Source organism: Catellatospora vulcania (assembly GCF_009720385.1).
Taxonomy (GTDB): domain Bacteria; phylum Actinomycetota; class Actinomycetes; order Mycobacteriales; family Micromonosporaceae; genus Catellatospora; species Catellatospora vulcania.
In genome coordinates this window covers 363,816-379,282 of sequence record NZ_WARX01000001.1, presented here as the reverse complement: position 1 = coordinate 379,282, position 15,467 = coordinate 363,816, and the positions used below count along the sequence as shown (strand labels likewise).

The window sequence follows — 15,467 nt, the reverse complement described above, 5'->3', positions numbered from 1 at the left end:
TTCACAGCCGCTCGAACCCCCGCACCAGTTCCCAGTCCGTCACCGCGGCGTCGTACGCGGCCAGCTCCACCCGCGCGGCGTGCCCGTAGTGCTCCACCACGGCGTCGCCGAACGCCTCCCGGGCCACCGCGCTCGACTCCCAGCGCAGCAGCGCGTCGCGCAGCGTGGCGGGCATCCGGGCGGCCGCCGGGTCGTCGTACGCGTTGCCGGTGAACGCGGGCTCCAGCGGCAGCTCGTTGTCGACGCCGTGCAGCGCCCCGGCGACCAGCGCCGCGATCGCCAGGTACGGGTTCACGTCCCCGCCCGGCGAGCGGTGCTCCACCCGCAGCGCGTGGTCGTGCCCGACCAGGCGCAGCGCGCAGGTGCGGTTGTCGCGCCCCCAGCGCAGGGCTGTCGGCGCGAACGAGCCCGCCTGGTACCGCTTGTACGAGTTGATGTTCGGCGCGTACAGCACGCTCATCTCGGCCGTCGTCGCCAGCAGCCCGGCCAGCACCTGCTCGCCCAGCGGGCTCAACCGGTCGTGCTCGGCCATCACCGGCCTGCCCTCCTCGTCCCGCAGCGAGAAGTGGATGTGGCACGAGTTGCCCTCGCGCTGGTTCGGCTTGGCCATGAAGGTCAGCGACATGCCCTGCGCGGCGGCGATCTCCTTGGCCCCGTGCTTGTAGATGGAGTGCTGGTCGGCCGTCTTCAGCGCGTCGGCGTACCGGAAGGCGATCTCGTGCTGGCCCAGGTTGCACTCGCCCTTGGCGCTCTCCGGGGCCAGCCCGGCCCCGGCCATGCCCAGCCGGATCGCCCGCAGCAGCGGCTCCACCCGGGACGTGCCCAGCAGCGAATAGTCCACGTTGTAGCCGTTGGCCGGGGTCAGCCCCTGGTAACGCTTCGCGGCCGCCTGCTCGTACGTGTCCGCGTAGACCACGAACTCCAGCTCGGTCCCGATGTACGCGGTCAGCCCGCGCTCGGCCAGGCGGTCCAGCTGCCGGCGCAGGATCTGCCGCGGCGACTGCAGCACGGGACCGCCGTCGTGCCACAGCACATCGGACATCACCAGCACCGTGCCGGGCAGCCACGGGACCGGGCGCAGTGTGTCCAGGTCGGGCCGCAGCACGAAGTCGCCGTAGCCCTGCGACCAACTGGAGACCGCATACCCCTCGACGGGAGTCATCTCCACGTCCACCGCGAGCAGGTAGTTGCACGCCTCGCTGCCGTGCCCGACCACCTCGTCCAGGAAGTACGCCGCGTGCAGCCGTTTACCCTGCAGGCGGCCCTGCATGTCCGTCATGGCCAGCAACACCGTGTCGATGTCGCCCGCCTCCACCATCGCGCGCAGGCGCTCCACCGACCACATGCCCACCAGTCCTACCGCCACGATCCACCCACGTCAACAAACCCGAATACATCGCTGATCGTGGCGAGCCCCCACCACCCCCTGCCGCAACTCTTAAAAACTTGCCGCCTCAGCCGACGGCGAACGCCGCAAGTTTGTTAGGAGTTGCGGCGGGAGAGGGCGGGGCGGGCGGGGCAAAGTTGTGGCGGAGGGCTTCCGTTCGGAGGATGGAGCGGGTACGACTGACCAGATGGGAGCGAGTGCACGGGCGGTGATCATCGGGGGCGGCGTGGTCGGCTGCTCCCTGGCCTACCACCTCGGCCGGGCCGGGTGGCGCGACACGGTGCTGCTGGAGCAGCACGAGCTCACCGAGGGCAGCACCTGGCACACCGCCGGGTTCGTGACCTCCATGCGCGGACCGGACGGGCCCGGCTGGCACGCCCGGCTCGCCGGATACCTGCCCGCGCTGGCGGCCATGCTGCGCGCCGAGACCGGCCACGACCCCGGCTGGCGTCCGGTCGGCGGGCTGCGGCTCGCGCTCAGCCACACCCACGTCGACGAGCTGCGCCGGCTGGCCCGCCGCGCCGACGAGCTGGGCGTGCCGCTGGAGCTGCGCGGCGCGTCGGCGACCATGAACCTGGTCCCCCGGCTCGACCTGTCCGACGTGCAGGCCGCGGCCTGGCTGCCGGGCGAGGGCTTCGTGCGGCCGAAGGACTTCGTGAACGCGCTGGTCGCGGGGGCCGTCGCGCACGGGGTGAGCATCCGCACCGGAGTCCGGGTCACCGGCATCGACACCACCGGCGGACAGGTCCGCGCGGTGCACACCAGCGACGGCGTCATCGAGACCCCGCTCGTGATCAACGCGGCGGGCGCGGCGGCGGGCGCCGTCGGGGCCATGGCCGGCGTCGTGGTGCCGGTCGTGCCGATCCTGCACCAGTACGGCGTCAGCGAGGTGCTGCACCCCGCACTCGACCCGGACGCCACCCCCACCTGCCGCATCCCGGAGCAGTCGCTCTACCTGCGGGGCGCCAACGGCTGCGTCATCGTCGGCGGCAGCCGGCCCGACCCGGTGCCCGCCTGGCCGGCCGGAGACGCCGAGCCCCTGGCGAAGGCCCGCGAGCTGGCCGCGCCCGACGACGAGGCCTTCGCTCCGCTGTGGCAGCTGGCCGGTGAGCGGATGCCGGAACTACGCCGCGCCAAGCTCGCGAAGATCATGCACGGGGTGGAGGCGTTCACCCCCGACGGCGCTCCCCTGGCAGGCCGCTCCGCCCTGCCCGGCCTGTGGATCGCGACCGGGTTCGGCCTGCACGGCATGGGCCTGTCCGGCGGCATCGGCCGCCACCTCGCCGAGTGGATCACCTCCGGCACCCCGAGCTGGGAACTCGACGCCCTGCTCCCCGAACGCTTCGGCCCTCCCGCCGCCAACCGCGACTGGACCACCTCCCGCGCCCTCGACACCCTCCGCCGCTAACCCCCGCCCTTCCCCCCGAACCGCGCCCGCACCCGCGCCCGCACGCCGCACGCCCACCCCCGCCTCGCCCGAAGGAAGGGCACCTTCCCATCGCCATACGTGGAGGAAGGTGCCCTTCTTATCGCCGGCCGCCCATGGGACTCGGGCGGCGGCGGCAGAGATCGCTGTTTCGTGTCAGAACCTGTGGTCCGACCGCAGATCATGACACGAAACAGCGATCATCACGGCTGCCAGCAGCGGCACGATCGCCACGGCTGCCAGCAGCAGCATGATCGTCACAGCTGCCAGCAGCGGCATGATCGTCACAGCTGCCAGCAGCGGCATGATCATCACGGCCGCAGCCTTAGGCGGCTCGCCATCACTGTCGGCCGGCGATGGCGCTGGGTCACTCGGTGGACGGCTTCGCAGCCGGGGCGGGGGCGGCGGGGCCGGGGCTGGCTACGGTGCTGGCCAGCTGTTCCCAGATCATGCCGGTCTGGTGGGCCAGGGCGCCGACGACGGCGGGCACGACGGGTAGCAGCCAGTCGGCGACCCAGCCGTGGTGGGCCAGGTTGAGCACCACGATCGCGGCCACCGCCCCGCCCACACCGTGCGCGCTCGCCCGCCAGGCCGCACGTCCGGAGTGGGAGATCGCGGCGCGGCGGGCGGCCTTGTCGCTGAGGTTGGGGAACCCGGACAGCGCCTTGGCGTCCCGGCGGCCGAAGTTGAACCCGGAGACCGCCAGGGTGACCGAGCAGCCGACCACGACTGCGGCGAGGGTGTTGCGGGTGAGCATCATCAGCATGGCTGCGGACGCGCCGCCGGTGCCGATGGCGACCACTGCGCGGATCCACTCCTGCTTCTCTCCGGGATACCAGTAGTACTTCGTGGTCGTGTCAGAGAGTTGTTTAACGATCCGCCCCATAGGGGTTGTCACCTCGCCGGCCGTCACATCTGGTCAGCCACTATCGTTACTTAACGTAGTTAGCTAGGTGCGCAAAGTCACGAAACTGGTCGTGGCTTCGGCGTGGCGCGCCGTCCGGACTTACCGTCAGAACAGGACGGTCGCGAACGACCCCACCTGCCGGAAGCCCAGCCGCTGGTACACGCGGCGGGCCGGGGTGTTGAAGTCGTTGACGTACAGGCTCACGCTCGGCGCGACCCGGCGCAGCGCGTCACGCACCACGGCCGCCATCCCGGCGATCGCGAAGCCGCGCCCGCGCCAGGACGGGTCCACCCAGACCCCCTGCACCTGCGCGGTATGCCGGGTCACCACCGCCAGCTCGGCCTTGAACACCACCGTGCCGTCGACGATCCGGGCGTACGACCGCCCCGCCTTCACCAGCTCCGCCACGCGCCCCCGGTAGCCACGTCCCCCGTCGTCGCCCAGCGGCGACACCCCGACCTCCTCGGTGTACATCGCCACGGAGGCCGGGAAGACGAGGTCGACCTCGTCGGGCCGGACCTGGCGCACCAGCGGGTCGGCCGCCACCGCGGGCGGGTTGTCCACGACGAGCAGCGGCTGGTCGGCACGTACGGTGCGCTCGGGGCCCCAGGCGGGCTTCAGCAGCTCCCACAGGCCCAGCACGGCCTGCGACTCCCCCACCAGCGACGCGCACACCCGCGGCTGCCCGGAGACCATCTCGGCGAACGCGGCCACCGCGGCGGCATCGGCGCCGACCGGGGAGACCTGCCCGCCCGACCAGAGCACCGCGTCCGGATGCCGGCGGCTGCCGTAGCCGTAGAGCCGGCCGTCGGCACGCCAGCCCAGCCCACGTGTCGCGACCCGCTCAGCCACCTGCGCCGCCGCGATCGGATACGCCGCAAGCAGGCGTTCCACTGCGGCGCGGTCAGCTTCGGCCAGCTGCCGCACCGGAAGGGTGAGCATGACCACAGCCTAATGAGATCCGCGCGGGCCGCCAGTGGTATCCCCCGGAATCAGGGTTGTCGCCGACACGTTGCCGATATATCGTAAACACATCGCCGATAAGTCAGCGATACTCGAAAGAGGCCCGCGCCAGCGGGTCCTTCCCGAAAGAGGAGAACGACATGTTCCGACGACACGGACACGACGTGCACGATCACGGCCATGGGCCCGGCCACGACCCGCGGCTGTTCGCCTTCGGGCCGATGCGGCCGCCGTTCGGCCCGGGCGGTCCCGGCGGCTTCGGCCACGGCGGCCGCGGACACGGCCGGGGACGCGGCCGGCGCGGCAACACCCGCGCGGCGGTGCTGGGGCTGCTCCTGGAGCGCCCGATGCACGGCTACGAGATGATCTCCGAACTGGAGACCCGCACCGGCGGTGTGTGGCGGCCGAGCCCCGGCTCGATCTACCCGACGCTGCAGCTGCTGGAGGACGAGGGCCTGATCGTCAGCGAGGAGGCCGGCGGCCGCAAGCGCTTCACCCTCACCGACACCGGCCGCACCGAGGCCACCACGGTCAGCGAGTCCGGCGGCGGCCGCCCCTGGCAGGACTTCGACGCCGACCACATCGCCCAGTCCCAGGAGTTCCGCGAGGCGGGCTTCGCCATCATGAGCGCCCTGCGCCAGGTCGCCATGTCCGGCACCCCCGCCCAGCGCCAGCAGGCCCTGCAAACCCTCCAGGACACCAAGCGCAAGCTCTACTCCATCCTCGCCGAGTGACCGCCTACGCCCCCACGATCGCGACGATCTTGCGCGAACCGTGGGGACGACACGCCCCTACCGGGCAAAAGGGCAGCAGTTCACGCAAGATCGTCGCGATCATGGCAGTGGTGCGAGACGCGAGAAGGCCCCGTTCCTCCAGGAACGGGGCCTTCTCGGGGTGCAGGGTCAGTGGACCGTGACCACGGCGGGGGTCGGGGCGTCGGCGAGAGGGTCGATGCCCATGTCGGCGGCGATCTTCATGGCCTCCTCGACCAGGGTCTCGACGATCATCGACTCGGGGACGGTCTTGATGACCTGGCCCTTGACGAAGATCTGGCCCTTGCCGTTGCCGGAGGCGACGCCGAGGTCGGCCTCGCGGGCCTCGCCGGGGCCGTTGACGACGCAGCCCATGACGGCGACCCGCAGCGGCGCCGGGAAGCCTTCCAGGGCGGCGGTGACCTGCTCGGCGAGGGTGTACACGTCGACCTGGGCGCGGCCGCAGGACGGGCAGGACACGATCTCCAGGCCCCGCTCCTTGAGGTTCAGCGACTCCAGGATCGCGGTGCCGACCTTGATCTCCTCGACCGGCGGGGCCGACAGCGACACCCGGATGGTGTCGCCGATGCCCTCGGCCAGCAGCGCGCCGAACGCCACCGCCGACTTCACGGTGCCCTGGAAAGCCGGGCCCGCCTCGGTCACGCCGAGGTGCAGCGGGTAGTCGCACTGCTGCGCGAGCAGCCGGTACGCCCTGATCATCACGACCGGGTCGTTGTGCTTCACGCTGATCTTGATGTCACGGAAGCCGTGCTCCTCGAACAGCGAGCACTCCCACAGCGCCGACTCGACCAGCGCCTCGGCGGTGGGTTTGCCGTACTTCTCCAGCAGGCGCTTGTCCAGCGAACCCGCGTTCACGCCGATCCGGATCGGCACCCGGGCCGCGGAGGCCGCCGCGGCGATCTCCTTGACCTTGTCGTCGAACTGCCGGATGTTGCCCGGGTTCACCCGCACCGCCGCGCAGCCCGCGTCGATCGCCGCGAACACGTACTTGGGCTGGAAGTGGATGTCGGCGATCACCGGGATCGGCGACTTGCGGGCGATCGCGGGCAGCGCCTCGACGTCGTCCTGGGACGGCACCGCCACCCGCACGATCTGGCAGCCGGACGCGGTCAGCTCCGCGATCTGCTGCAGGGTCGCGTTGACGTCGGAGGTCAGGGTGGTCGTCATCGACTGCACGCTGATCGGCGCTCCGCCGCCGACCGGCACGCTGCCGACCATGATCTGCCGGCTCTGGCGCCGCGGCGCGAGCGGCACGGGAGGAGCAGCCGGCATACCAAGGTTGATCGCAGTCACAGCACACTCACTTGTAGATCGAGATGGGGTTGACGAGGTCCGCGGTGACGGTCAGCAGGGTGAAGGCACCGAAGATCAGGATGACCGTATAGGTCAATGGCATCAGCTTGAAGTAGTCGACCCGGCCCGGGTCGGGCTTGTGCAACCGCGCGTACACCCATGAACGAATTCTCTCGAACCACGCGATGAACAGGTGTCCCCCGTCCAGGGGAAGCAGCGGCAGCAGGTTGAAGATGCCGATGAACAGGTTGAACGCGATGAACAGCCCGACGAACATGCTCCACGCGCCCTCGTTCACCGCCTCACCGCCCAGCAGGCTGATGCCCACCACGCTGATCGGGGTGTTCGGGTCGCGCTTCTCGCCGCCGATGGCGGAGAACAGCGCCGGGATGCGCTGCGGGAACTGCTTGAGCGCCTCGAACGTGGCGGTGACCATCGAGCCGGCGTACTGGGCACTCGCCCCGAACGCCTCCCCGGGGCCGTACTTGATCAGTGGCGCGATCGTCGGGGTCAGCCCCACCCCGATCGCGGACACCGGGCGGATGCTGCCGTCGGTCATCTCGCGCTCGACCGGCAGCGGAGTGACCTTCAGGTCCAGCGGGGCGCCGTCACGCAGCACGCTCATCGTGGCGACCTGACCGGCCGCCAGCGGGCGGATGCTCTCGATGACGTCGCCGTAGTCGGCGACCGGCTTGCCGTTGATGGCGACCAGCTTGTCGCCGTCGCGCAGGCCCGCCAGGCTGGCCGGGCTCTTCGGGTCCTGGCCGGGCACGCAGTCGCGCTGCTCCGCCTTCGGCACCACGCAGTCGGTGACGTTGATGATCGCGGGCTGGGACGCGTTGCCCTCCGGCAGCTCCGGGTTCGGCAGGCCGGAGAAGACGGCCAGCCCCCAGATCGCGACGGCGGCCAGGATGAAGTGCACGATCGAACCCGCCGACATCACGATCGAGCGCTTCCACACCGGGAAGCGCCACATCGCCTTCGGGTCGTCGGCGTCCTCGTCCTGCGGCGTCATACCGACGATCTTGACGAACCCGCCGAGCGGGATCCCCTTGACGCCGTATTCGGTCTCGCCGCGGCGAAACGACCACAGGGTGGGACCGAAGCCCACGAAATAACGGGTCACCTTCATGCCGAACGCCTTCGCCGTGCCCATGTGGCCGGCTTCGTGCAGGCTGACGGAGATCAGGATGACAAGCACGAAAAGGATGAACCCCAGGGCGGTCATCAGGCGCTCTGCTCCTTGATCAGGTCGTGGGCGCGCGTGCGCGCCCAGTGCTCCGCGGCGAGCACGTCCTCGACGGTACCCGGTTCGTCGAAGTCGGGCGCACCGTCGAGGATCTCCCCGACGGTGTCGACGATGGCCAGGAACGGCAGACGGCCCGCTGTGAAAGCCGCCACACACTCCTCGTTGGCGGCGTTGTAGATCGCCGGCCGGCAGCGCCCGGCCCGGCCCGCGGCCTTGGCCAGCTCCACCGCCGGGAACGCCTCGACGTCCAGCGGGCGCAGCTCCCAGTTGTGCGCCAGCGTCCAGTCGACGGGCGCGGCCGCCTCGGGCACCCGGTCCGGCCAGCCCAGCGCCAGCGCGATCGGCAGCCGCATGTCCGGCGGGCTGGCCTGGGCCAGCGTCGAGCCGTCGGTGAACTCGACCAGGGAGTGCAGCACCGACTGCGGGTGCACCATCACCTCGATGTCGTCGTACGCCACGTCGAACAGCTCGTGCGCCTCGATCACCTCAAGGCCCTTGTTCACCAGCGTCGCCGAGTTGATCGTCACCACCGGCCCCATGTCCCAGGTCGGGTGCTTGAGCGCCTCCTCGACGGTGACCCCGCCCAGCTCCTCGCGGCGGCGGCCGCGGAACGCGCCCCCGCTCGCGGTCAGGATCAGCTTGCGCACCTCGGCCCGCGTGCCGCCGCGCAGGCACTGCGCCAGCGCCGAGTGCTCGCTGTCCACCGGCACGATCTGCCCCGGTTTGACCACCGCCCGCACCAGCGGCCCGCCGGCCACCAGGGACTCCTTGTTGGCCAGCGCGAGGATGCGCCCCGCCCGCAGCGCGGCCAGCGTCGGCGCGAGCCCCAGCGAGCCGACCACCCCGTTGAGCACGATGTCCGCCGGCCACTGGGCCAGCTCCGTCATCGCCTGCGGGCCGGCCAGGATCTTCGGCAACTTGAACTCGCCGGACGACCACCCGCGGCGCTGCGCCTCGGCGTAGAACGCCAGCTGCAGGTCCTGCGCGGCGGTGGCCTTGGCCACCCCGACCGCCTCGACCCCCAGCTCCAGCGCCTGCTGCGCCAGCAGGGCCACGTTGCCGCCGCCCGCGCCCAGCGCGACCACCCGGAACCGGTCCGGGTTGCGGCGCACGATGTCTATGGCCTGGGTGCCGATCGACCCGGTGGAGCCGAGCAGCACGATCTCGCGGGGGATCATGCCTTCCATTCTCGCCGACTCGCCTTCACCGGCACTCGGGCGGGCCCTCGCCCGTGTCACCACCACATGCCTGGGTGCTGTTTCCGGCGAAAATGGCCGAGAATGTCGGCGTGCCTGATTCTCCGCCGCACAAGTTCGCCCTTGTCCTGGAGCCGGGCTTCCAGACCTCGGATGTGAACGGGTCGGATATCAGTCAACGGGAGCGTGCTGCCGGGTGATCACGTACAGCTCGGCCTCGATGTCGTACCAGCGGTGGGTGCGGCCGATCCGGGTCATGCCGATGCGGCGCATCACCGCCAGCGAGGGCGCGTTGTCGGGGCGGGCGATCGCGTGGATCTCGGTCAGCCCGAGCGCCCACCCGTGCGCCAGCACGGCCCGTGCCGCCTCGGTGGCGTACCCGTGCCCCCACGAGTCGGGGTGGAGGTGCCAGCCGATCTCGACCTCGCCCCCGCCGGGCCCGTCGGCGGGCTCCGGCAGCGGCTTGAGCAGCACCGATCCGGCGACCATCCCGGTGTCGCGCTGCTCGACCGCCCACACCCCGTAGCCCGGTTCGGCGGTGTAGTACTCGTGCCGCCGGTCGATGACGAGCTGCGACTGCGCCGGATCGGCCAGCGGGGTCGGCATCCCGAGCCAGCGGGTGACCTCGTCAAGACGGTAGATGTCGTAGTTGCGGGCCAGGTCGGCAGGACTGTCGGTCCACTCCCTGATGACGAGGCGCCCGGTTTCGAGGAGCAAGGTCAGACCTCCGCCGGCGGGGGCATGTCGTCCGGCCTGCCGACCAGGTGGGCGTACCTGTCGACGACCGCCGCGATCGCCGCGTCGTCGGCGGGCGTGATCAGCCCTCTCGGCACGGTGATCCCGCCGGCTCCGGGCACCACGAAATGCCAGTCCTCCGCAGTACGCACGACCGGCGACATCAGCGCCCAGCGGCAGAAGTACTCCCCGCTCGCCTGGATCAGGCGGACACCGGCGGCGTCGATGCGCACCGTCATCGGCGAATACCAGAAGTCGGGAGACTTCCGCAGCGACAGCCAGGCGGACAGGGACACCTTCGCCACCAGACCGACCCCGAGGATCGACAGCCAGACCCCGCTGAACGGGCACGGGCCGCCCTGCTTGATCCAGAGGTCGAAGGTCCAGGCCGCGACGGTCAGGCTGACCAGCGCCACCACCACGTCGGCGCGGTTCCGTGAGGCCTTGTCCATCCAGGCGAGCCGCCGATACCCGGCACGGTCCCACATCCACGTCACCTGGACGAGGTCCTCGCTGTGGATCTGCATCGGGGCAGTATGTCCACCGCTCCTCCCATGGTCAACGCCGGTGGTCCCGTTGCACGTCAACGGATTGACACGCTCCGGAACGGGCCGGTGACCTCGTACGTGATGCCGCCGGAGCCCGACTTGGCGCCGGTGGCGCCGCGCTGGGACGAGAAGTAGAGCCGGTTTCCGGCCGGGTTGAACGCCGGACCGGTGATCTCGGAGGCGCCCTGCCCGTTGAGCCGCAGGAACGGCGCGACCACCCCTTCGGCCGTGATGACGTTGATCTCCATGTTGCCGCCGTCCTCGGCCACGTACAGGTCGGCGCTACGGGGCGCGCCGGTGATGTTGTCCACGCCGGTCAGCGGCGGTGTGCCGTCGACCAACGAGTCGTCGTACGCCAGGGCGATGGTCGACCCCGCGGCGTCGTACGCCCACACCCGGTTGTCGCCCTTGGTGGTGAAGTAGCAGGTGCCGCGGTCGTACCAGCAGCCCTCACCACCGTCGAAACGCATGGCCGCGCCCACCTGCCTGCGGGTGGGCACCGGAAAGCCGTCCCGGTCCGGGATGTCCTGCCAGGTGACCGGCCCGGAGGTGGCGCCCGCCGGGCCGCAGAGCACCTGGAGCCGGCCGGTGTTCAGGTCGCCCCACACGTCGGGCACGAAGCGGTAGAAGCAGCCGTCGCCCTCGTCCTCGGTGAGGTACACGACCCGGCGGTCGGGGTCGCAGGCGGCGGCCTCGTGCTTGAACCGGCCCAGCCGGGTGCGCTCGCGGGCCGGCTGCACACCCCACGGGTCGGTCTCCATGACCCGCCCGAGCGGGATCTCCTCGCACGACAGCCAGGTGTGCCACGGCGTCGCCCCGCCCGCGCAGTTGACGCTGGTGCCGGACAGGATCCCGTACGCCGAGTGCACGTTCCCGTCCGGGCTGAACCTGATCGCCGAAGCCCCGCCGACGACCGGGATCTCCGAGTTGGAGACGTAGATCCAGCCCGCGCCGTCGGCGAAGCACGCACCGCCGTCCGGTGCCCAGTGCCAGCCGTACCCCGTGCCCGGCACGTCCTGGCCGGAACGCGCGATCACCCGGCTGGTGAAGCCCGCCGGCAGCGCCAGTCCGTTGGCATCGGTCGCCGACAGGCCGCCGTACGGGCTCGGCCCCGGCTGGGCGACCGCGGCGAACGCCTCCTGCCACAGCGCGCCCGAGAACGCCACCGCCCCGACGCCGACGACCCCGGCCCGCAGCACCTGACGTCGGTCCATCAGGTTCCTCCCGTCGGCGCTCAGGACCGGAACGGCCCGGTGACCTCGTACGTGATCCCGCCGGACGAGGAACCCGAGGTGCCCCGCTGCGACGAGAAGTAGAAGCGGTTCCCGGCCGGGTTGAACGCCGGGCCGGTGACCTCCGAGGAGCTCTGCCCGGTGATGCGCAGGAACGGCGCGATGACGTCGTCCGGGGTGATCACGCAGATCTCCAGGTTGCCGCCGTCCTCGGCGACGAACAGATCCCCGCTGGTCGCGCTGCCGGTGATGTTGTCGACCCCGGTCAGCGGCGGCGTGCCGCTCACCAGCGAGTCGTCGTACGCCAGCTCGATCTGCGCGGTGGCCGTGTGGTAGGCCCAGACTCGATTGTCGCCCTTGGTGGTGAAGTAGACGATGCCGTTGTCGAACCAGCACCCCTCGCCGCCGTTGAACCGCTTCACGCCGCTGACCTGGTTGCGGGTCGCGGTCGGCGAGCCGTCCGGGTCTGGCACGGTGGCCCAGGTGAGCGTGACGGAGGTGCCGGAACCGCCCTTGGCCACCTGAAGGGTGCCGGTGGCGAGGTTTCCCCAGGTGTTCGGGATGAACCGGTAGAAACACCCGTCGGTCTGGTCCTCGGTCAGGTAGATGACGTGGTTCACCGGGTCGCAGGCGGCGGCCTCGTGCTTGAACCGGCCCATCGCCGGGCGGGCCGCGGCCGCGTTCACGCCCCACGGGTCGGTCTCCCAGACCCGGCCCGTCGTCGTCTCCTCGCAGGACAGCCACGTGTTCCAGGGGGTGTGGCCGCCCGCGCAGTTGGTGGAGGTGCCGGACAGGATGCGGTACGCGCTGGTGACGGTGCCGCCCGAGTTGAACTTCACCGCCGACGCCCCGCCCGCGGAGACCTCGGAGTTCGACACGTAGATCCAGCCCGAGCCGTCGGCGAAGCAGGCGCCGCCGTCGGGGGCACTGTGCCAGGTGTACGACGTGCCGGGCACGGTCTGGCTGGATCTCGCGATGACGCGGCTGGTGAAACCGGAGGGCAGCATGATGCCGTTCGCGTCGGCGGCCTGCAGCGCCCCGTACGGGCCCGGACCGGGCTGGGCCGGTGCGGCGAACGCCTCTTTCCACAGCGCGCCCGAGAATGCGGCGGCCGCGCCGCCCACGACCCCGGCGCGCAGCACGTTACGACGGTCCACGATAGACCTCCACGATGGTCGATGTCTGTCACCGGCACGCTAAGTGCCCCAGACGTCGCCCATCCCGTGGTCAGATGAACGCCTTATGTCCCAACGGTTTCCAGCGGCACCGTTTGCCGGTACGACAGCTCGTACCGGTGCGCGCCTTTGACGAGTACCCATGGGCGCCGAGCCGACAGACCACCTGTCGAACCTCCCGTACGGCGAGCTCGCCGTGGCCCTCCATCACTCCCGATGCCTGACGACGCGGCTTCGGTGCGGCAGGCGACACCGGCCCAGGTGGAGGACGCGGAAGATCGCTGTTTCGTGTCAGAAAGTGCGGTCGAACTGCGCTTTCTGACACGAAACAGCGATCTTGGCCCGGCAACCGCCTACGGCGGCCCCGGAAGTGGCCTACGGCGGGCGGGTCAGGCCTCCTTGAGGCCGTAGCGGCGGTAGACGAGGCCCAGGGGGCCGGGGGCCCACCAGTTCCAGCGGCCGAGCAGGCGCATGGTGGCGGGTACCAGTACGGCCCGGACCAGGGCGGCGTCGATGGCGACGGCGACGACCATGCCGATGCCGAGCACCTTGATCGTGGTCGTGCCTCCGGTGGCGAAGCCGCCGAGGACCACCATCAGCAGCAGCGCCGCCGCGGTGATGATCCCGCCGGTGCGCTGCAGCCCCGACGCGACGGCCTGGGTGTTGTCCCCGGTGGCGTCCCACTCCTCCCGGACCCGCGACAGCAGGAACACCTCGTAGTCGGTGGCCAGTCCGAACAGGACCGCGAGCATCAGCACCATGTTGCCGGGCTCCAGGAAGCCGGTGACGGTGAAGCCCAGCCACTCCGACAGGTGCCCGTCCTGGAAGATCCAGACGACCACGCCGAACGACGCCCCGATCGAGATGACGTTCATGATGATGGCCTTCAGCGGCAGCACGACCGAGCCGAACGCCAGGAACAGCAGCAGGAACGTGCTGACGGCGACCATCCCGAGCATCCACGGCAGCCGCCCGCCGATCGAGTCGAGCTGGTCCAGGTCGGCCGCGGTGCGCCCGCCGACCAGCAGCTGCGTGCCGTCGGGCACGGGCAGGTCCCGGATCGCCTGCACGACCTCACGGGCGCTCTCGTCGGCCGGTTCGCCCGGGTACGACGCCGTGATGAGGGTCGCATCGCCCTGCTGCGCCGCGATCATCGCGTTCGGCACGTCGGGCACGGCCTGGATGCGGGTCAGCATCGTGTCCGCGCCGGGGCCGAGGATCAGGACGCTGATCGGGGCGGCGCTGCCGCCGGGGAACTCGTCGGCGATGCGTTCGGTGACCGTGCGCGACTCGGTGCCCGCGGGCAGCACCCTCTCGTCGAAGCCGCCGAACTGGGCCCGCAGGAACGGGGTCGCGGTGAGCGCGAGGACCGCGGCGACACCGAGGGCGTACAGCACGGGCCGGCTCATCACACTGCGGGCGATGCGCGCCCAGCCGCCCTCACCCTCCGGGCGCGTCCGGAACAGCTTCGGCAGCGGCACCCGCAGCGCGTTGATCTTCGGGCCGAGCACGGCCAGCAGGGCGGGCAGGGCGGTGAGCGCGGCGAGCATGGCGACGAGCACCGCGGCCATGCCGCCCCAGGCCATGGACTTGAGGAAGTCCATCGGGAAGATCAGCAGGCTGGCCAGGGCGAGCGCCACGGTCAGGCCGGAGACCAGCACGGTGCGGCCGGCGGTGGACAGCGTGTGCGCGACGGCGTCGGCCGGGCTGCGCCCGGCGGCCAGCTCCTCTCTGAACCGGCTCACCACGAACAGCGCGTAGTCGATGGCCATGCCCAGGCCGAGCATCGTGATGATGTTGACGGCGAACACTGACACGTCGGTGACCTGTGCGAGCAGGCGTACTGCGATGAACGCGCCGAGTACGGCGAGCACCCCGACGAACAGCGGGGTGGCCGCGGCGACCAGGCCGCGGAAGATGAAGACCAGCAGTACCAGCAGGATCGGCAGGCTGATCAGCTCGGCCTTGGTGATGTCGCCGTTGATCTGCGTGTTGGCGTCGTCCAGGAACGGGATGAGCCCGCCGATCTCGGTGTGCACCCGGTCGGCGACCAGGTCGTCGCGCAGCGCGGCGAGGTCGTCGAGCTTGCTGTTCTCGTCCCCGTCGCGCAGCTGGATCGCCAGGTAGGTGGCGTGCCCGTCGGAGGAGGAGAACCTGCCGGGAACCCCCGGGGTGTAGGGGCCGACCACGCTGGACACCTCAGGCCGCCCGCTCAGCCGCGAGGCGACCTCGGTGACCGCGGCCCGGAACGGCTCGGCGTCGTAGCGCTCGGTGTCGGACGAGTACAGCGCCAGGATGTCGACGTCCTGGCGGCCCAGCTGGGCGGTGATCTCCCGGTGCGCCCGGCTGGACGCGCTGCCCGGGTCGTCGAACCCGCCGCTGATCAGATCGCCGAACACACCGCCGCCCCAGGATGCCCCGATGACCAGCACCGCCGCGGCGATCCCGAGCACCAGCCAGCGCCAGCGAACGACCGCACGCCCCCACCACGCGAACATCGGATTCCTCTCCGGAACCTATATGCTTGTTTACAGCACTCATTTGAGTGAACGGTGTTTACTTTCGCGGACGACGTTCACTGCC

14 protein-coding genes are annotated in these 15,467 nt (G+C 70.9%); 2 read left to right on the top strand and 12 right to left on the bottom strand.

Annotated elements, in window-relative coordinates; translation table 11 throughout:
• Position 1: 1 nt before the first annotated feature.
• On the bottom strand, positions 2-1,345 hold the full coding sequence (locus tag F6W97_RS20930; RefSeq protein WP_155373004.1) for a glutamine synthetase family protein: 1,344 nt from the start codon (positions 1,343-1,345) through the stop codon (positions 2-4).
• Positions 1,346-1,574: 229 nt separating this feature from the next.
• On the opposite strand from F6W97_RS20930, the gene F6W97_RS20925 reads away from it, so the two are divergent.
• Positions 1,575-2,795 carry an NAD(P)/FAD-dependent oxidoreductase gene (locus F6W97_RS20925; RefSeq protein WP_155372135.1) on the top strand — a complete coding sequence of 407 codons (1,221 nt, stop codon included), beginning with the start codon at positions 1,575-1,577 and terminating at the stop codon, positions 2,793-2,795.
• Positions 2,796-2,969: 174 nt separating this feature from the next.
• On the opposite strand, the gene F6W97_RS20920 is transcribed toward F6W97_RS20925, so the two are convergent.
• The 3 genes from F6W97_RS20920 to F6W97_RS20910 all read right to left on the bottom strand — a co-directional run bounded on the left by F6W97_RS20920 (position 2,970) and on the right by F6W97_RS20910 (position 4,662).
• A complete protein-coding gene (locus F6W97_RS20920) occupies positions 2,970-3,128 on the bottom strand; it encodes a hypothetical protein (RefSeq protein ID WP_155372134.1) in 159 nt (52 codons plus the stop codon).
• 52 nt (positions 3,129-3,180) lie between these two features.
• Positions 3,181-3,699 (bottom strand): hypothetical protein, encoded by a 519-nt coding sequence (locus F6W97_RS20915; protein ID WP_155372133.1) that lies wholly within the window; start codon positions 3,697-3,699, stop codon positions 3,181-3,183.
• A 126-nt stretch (positions 3,700-3,825) separates the two neighbouring features.
• Positions 3,826-4,662, bottom strand: a complete 837-nt coding sequence (locus F6W97_RS20910) for a GNAT family N-acetyltransferase (RefSeq protein WP_155372132.1) — start codon at positions 4,660-4,662, stop codon at positions 3,826-3,828.
• A 161-nt stretch (positions 4,663-4,823) separates the two neighbouring features.
• On the opposite strand from F6W97_RS20910, the gene F6W97_RS20905 reads away from it, so the two are divergent.
• Positions 4,824-5,417 carry a PadR family transcriptional regulator gene (locus F6W97_RS20905; protein WP_155372131.1) on the top strand — a complete coding sequence of 198 codons (594 nt, stop codon included), beginning with the start codon at positions 4,824-4,826 and terminating at the stop codon, positions 5,415-5,417.
• A 168-nt stretch (positions 5,418-5,585) separates the two neighbouring features.
• Here F6W97_RS20905 and ispG read toward each other — a convergent pair whose 3' ends face one another.
• The 8 genes from ispG to F6W97_RS20870 all read right to left on the bottom strand — a co-directional run bounded on the left by ispG (position 5,586) and on the right by F6W97_RS20870 (position 15,382).
• Positions 5,586-6,749, bottom strand: a complete 1,164-nt coding sequence (gene ispG / locus F6W97_RS20900; RefSeq protein WP_155372130.1) for a flavodoxin-dependent (E)-4-hydroxy-3-methylbut-2-enyl-diphosphate synthase — start codon at positions 6,747-6,749, stop codon at positions 5,586-5,588.
• Between the two features lie 7 nt (positions 6,750-6,756).
• Entirely contained in the window at positions 6,757-7,980 is a 1,224-nt protein-coding gene (locus tag F6W97_RS20895) for a M50 family metallopeptidase (RefSeq protein ID WP_407924603.1), read from the bottom strand.
• Positions 7,977-9,158: a 1-deoxy-D-xylulose-5-phosphate reductoisomerase gene (gene dxr / locus F6W97_RS20890; protein ID WP_155373003.1), complete on the bottom strand. Its 1,182-nt coding sequence runs from the start codon at positions 9,156-9,158 to the stop codon at positions 7,977-7,979. Before dxr ends, F6W97_RS20895 begins: the two co-directional genes overlap by 4 nt.
• A 207-nt stretch (positions 9,159-9,365) precedes the next feature.
• Positions 9,366-9,911: a GNAT family N-acetyltransferase gene (locus F6W97_RS20885; RefSeq protein WP_230686843.1), complete on the bottom strand. Its 546-nt coding sequence runs from the start codon at positions 9,909-9,911 to the stop codon at positions 9,366-9,368.
• Between the two features lie 2 nt (positions 9,912-9,913).
• A complete protein-coding gene (locus F6W97_RS40195; RefSeq protein WP_196279333.1) occupies positions 9,914-10,456 on the bottom strand; it encodes a hypothetical protein in 543 nt (180 codons plus the stop codon).
• Positions 10,457-10,512: 56 nt separating this feature from the next.
• Entirely contained in the window at positions 10,513-11,691 is a 1,179-nt protein-coding gene (locus F6W97_RS20880; RefSeq protein WP_155372128.1) for an alkaline phosphatase PhoX, read from the bottom strand.
• Positions 11,692-11,711: 20 nt separating this feature from the next.
• Positions 11,712-12,866, bottom strand: a complete 1,155-nt coding sequence (locus tag F6W97_RS20875) for an alkaline phosphatase PhoX (protein WP_155372127.1) — start codon at positions 12,864-12,866, stop codon at positions 11,712-11,714.
• 407 nt (positions 12,867-13,273) lie between these two features.
• On the bottom strand, positions 13,274-15,382 hold the full coding sequence (locus tag F6W97_RS20870; RefSeq protein ID WP_155372126.1) for an MMPL family transporter: 2,109 nt from the start codon (positions 15,380-15,382) through the stop codon (positions 13,274-13,276).
• Positions 15,383-15,467 lie beyond the last annotated feature (85 nt).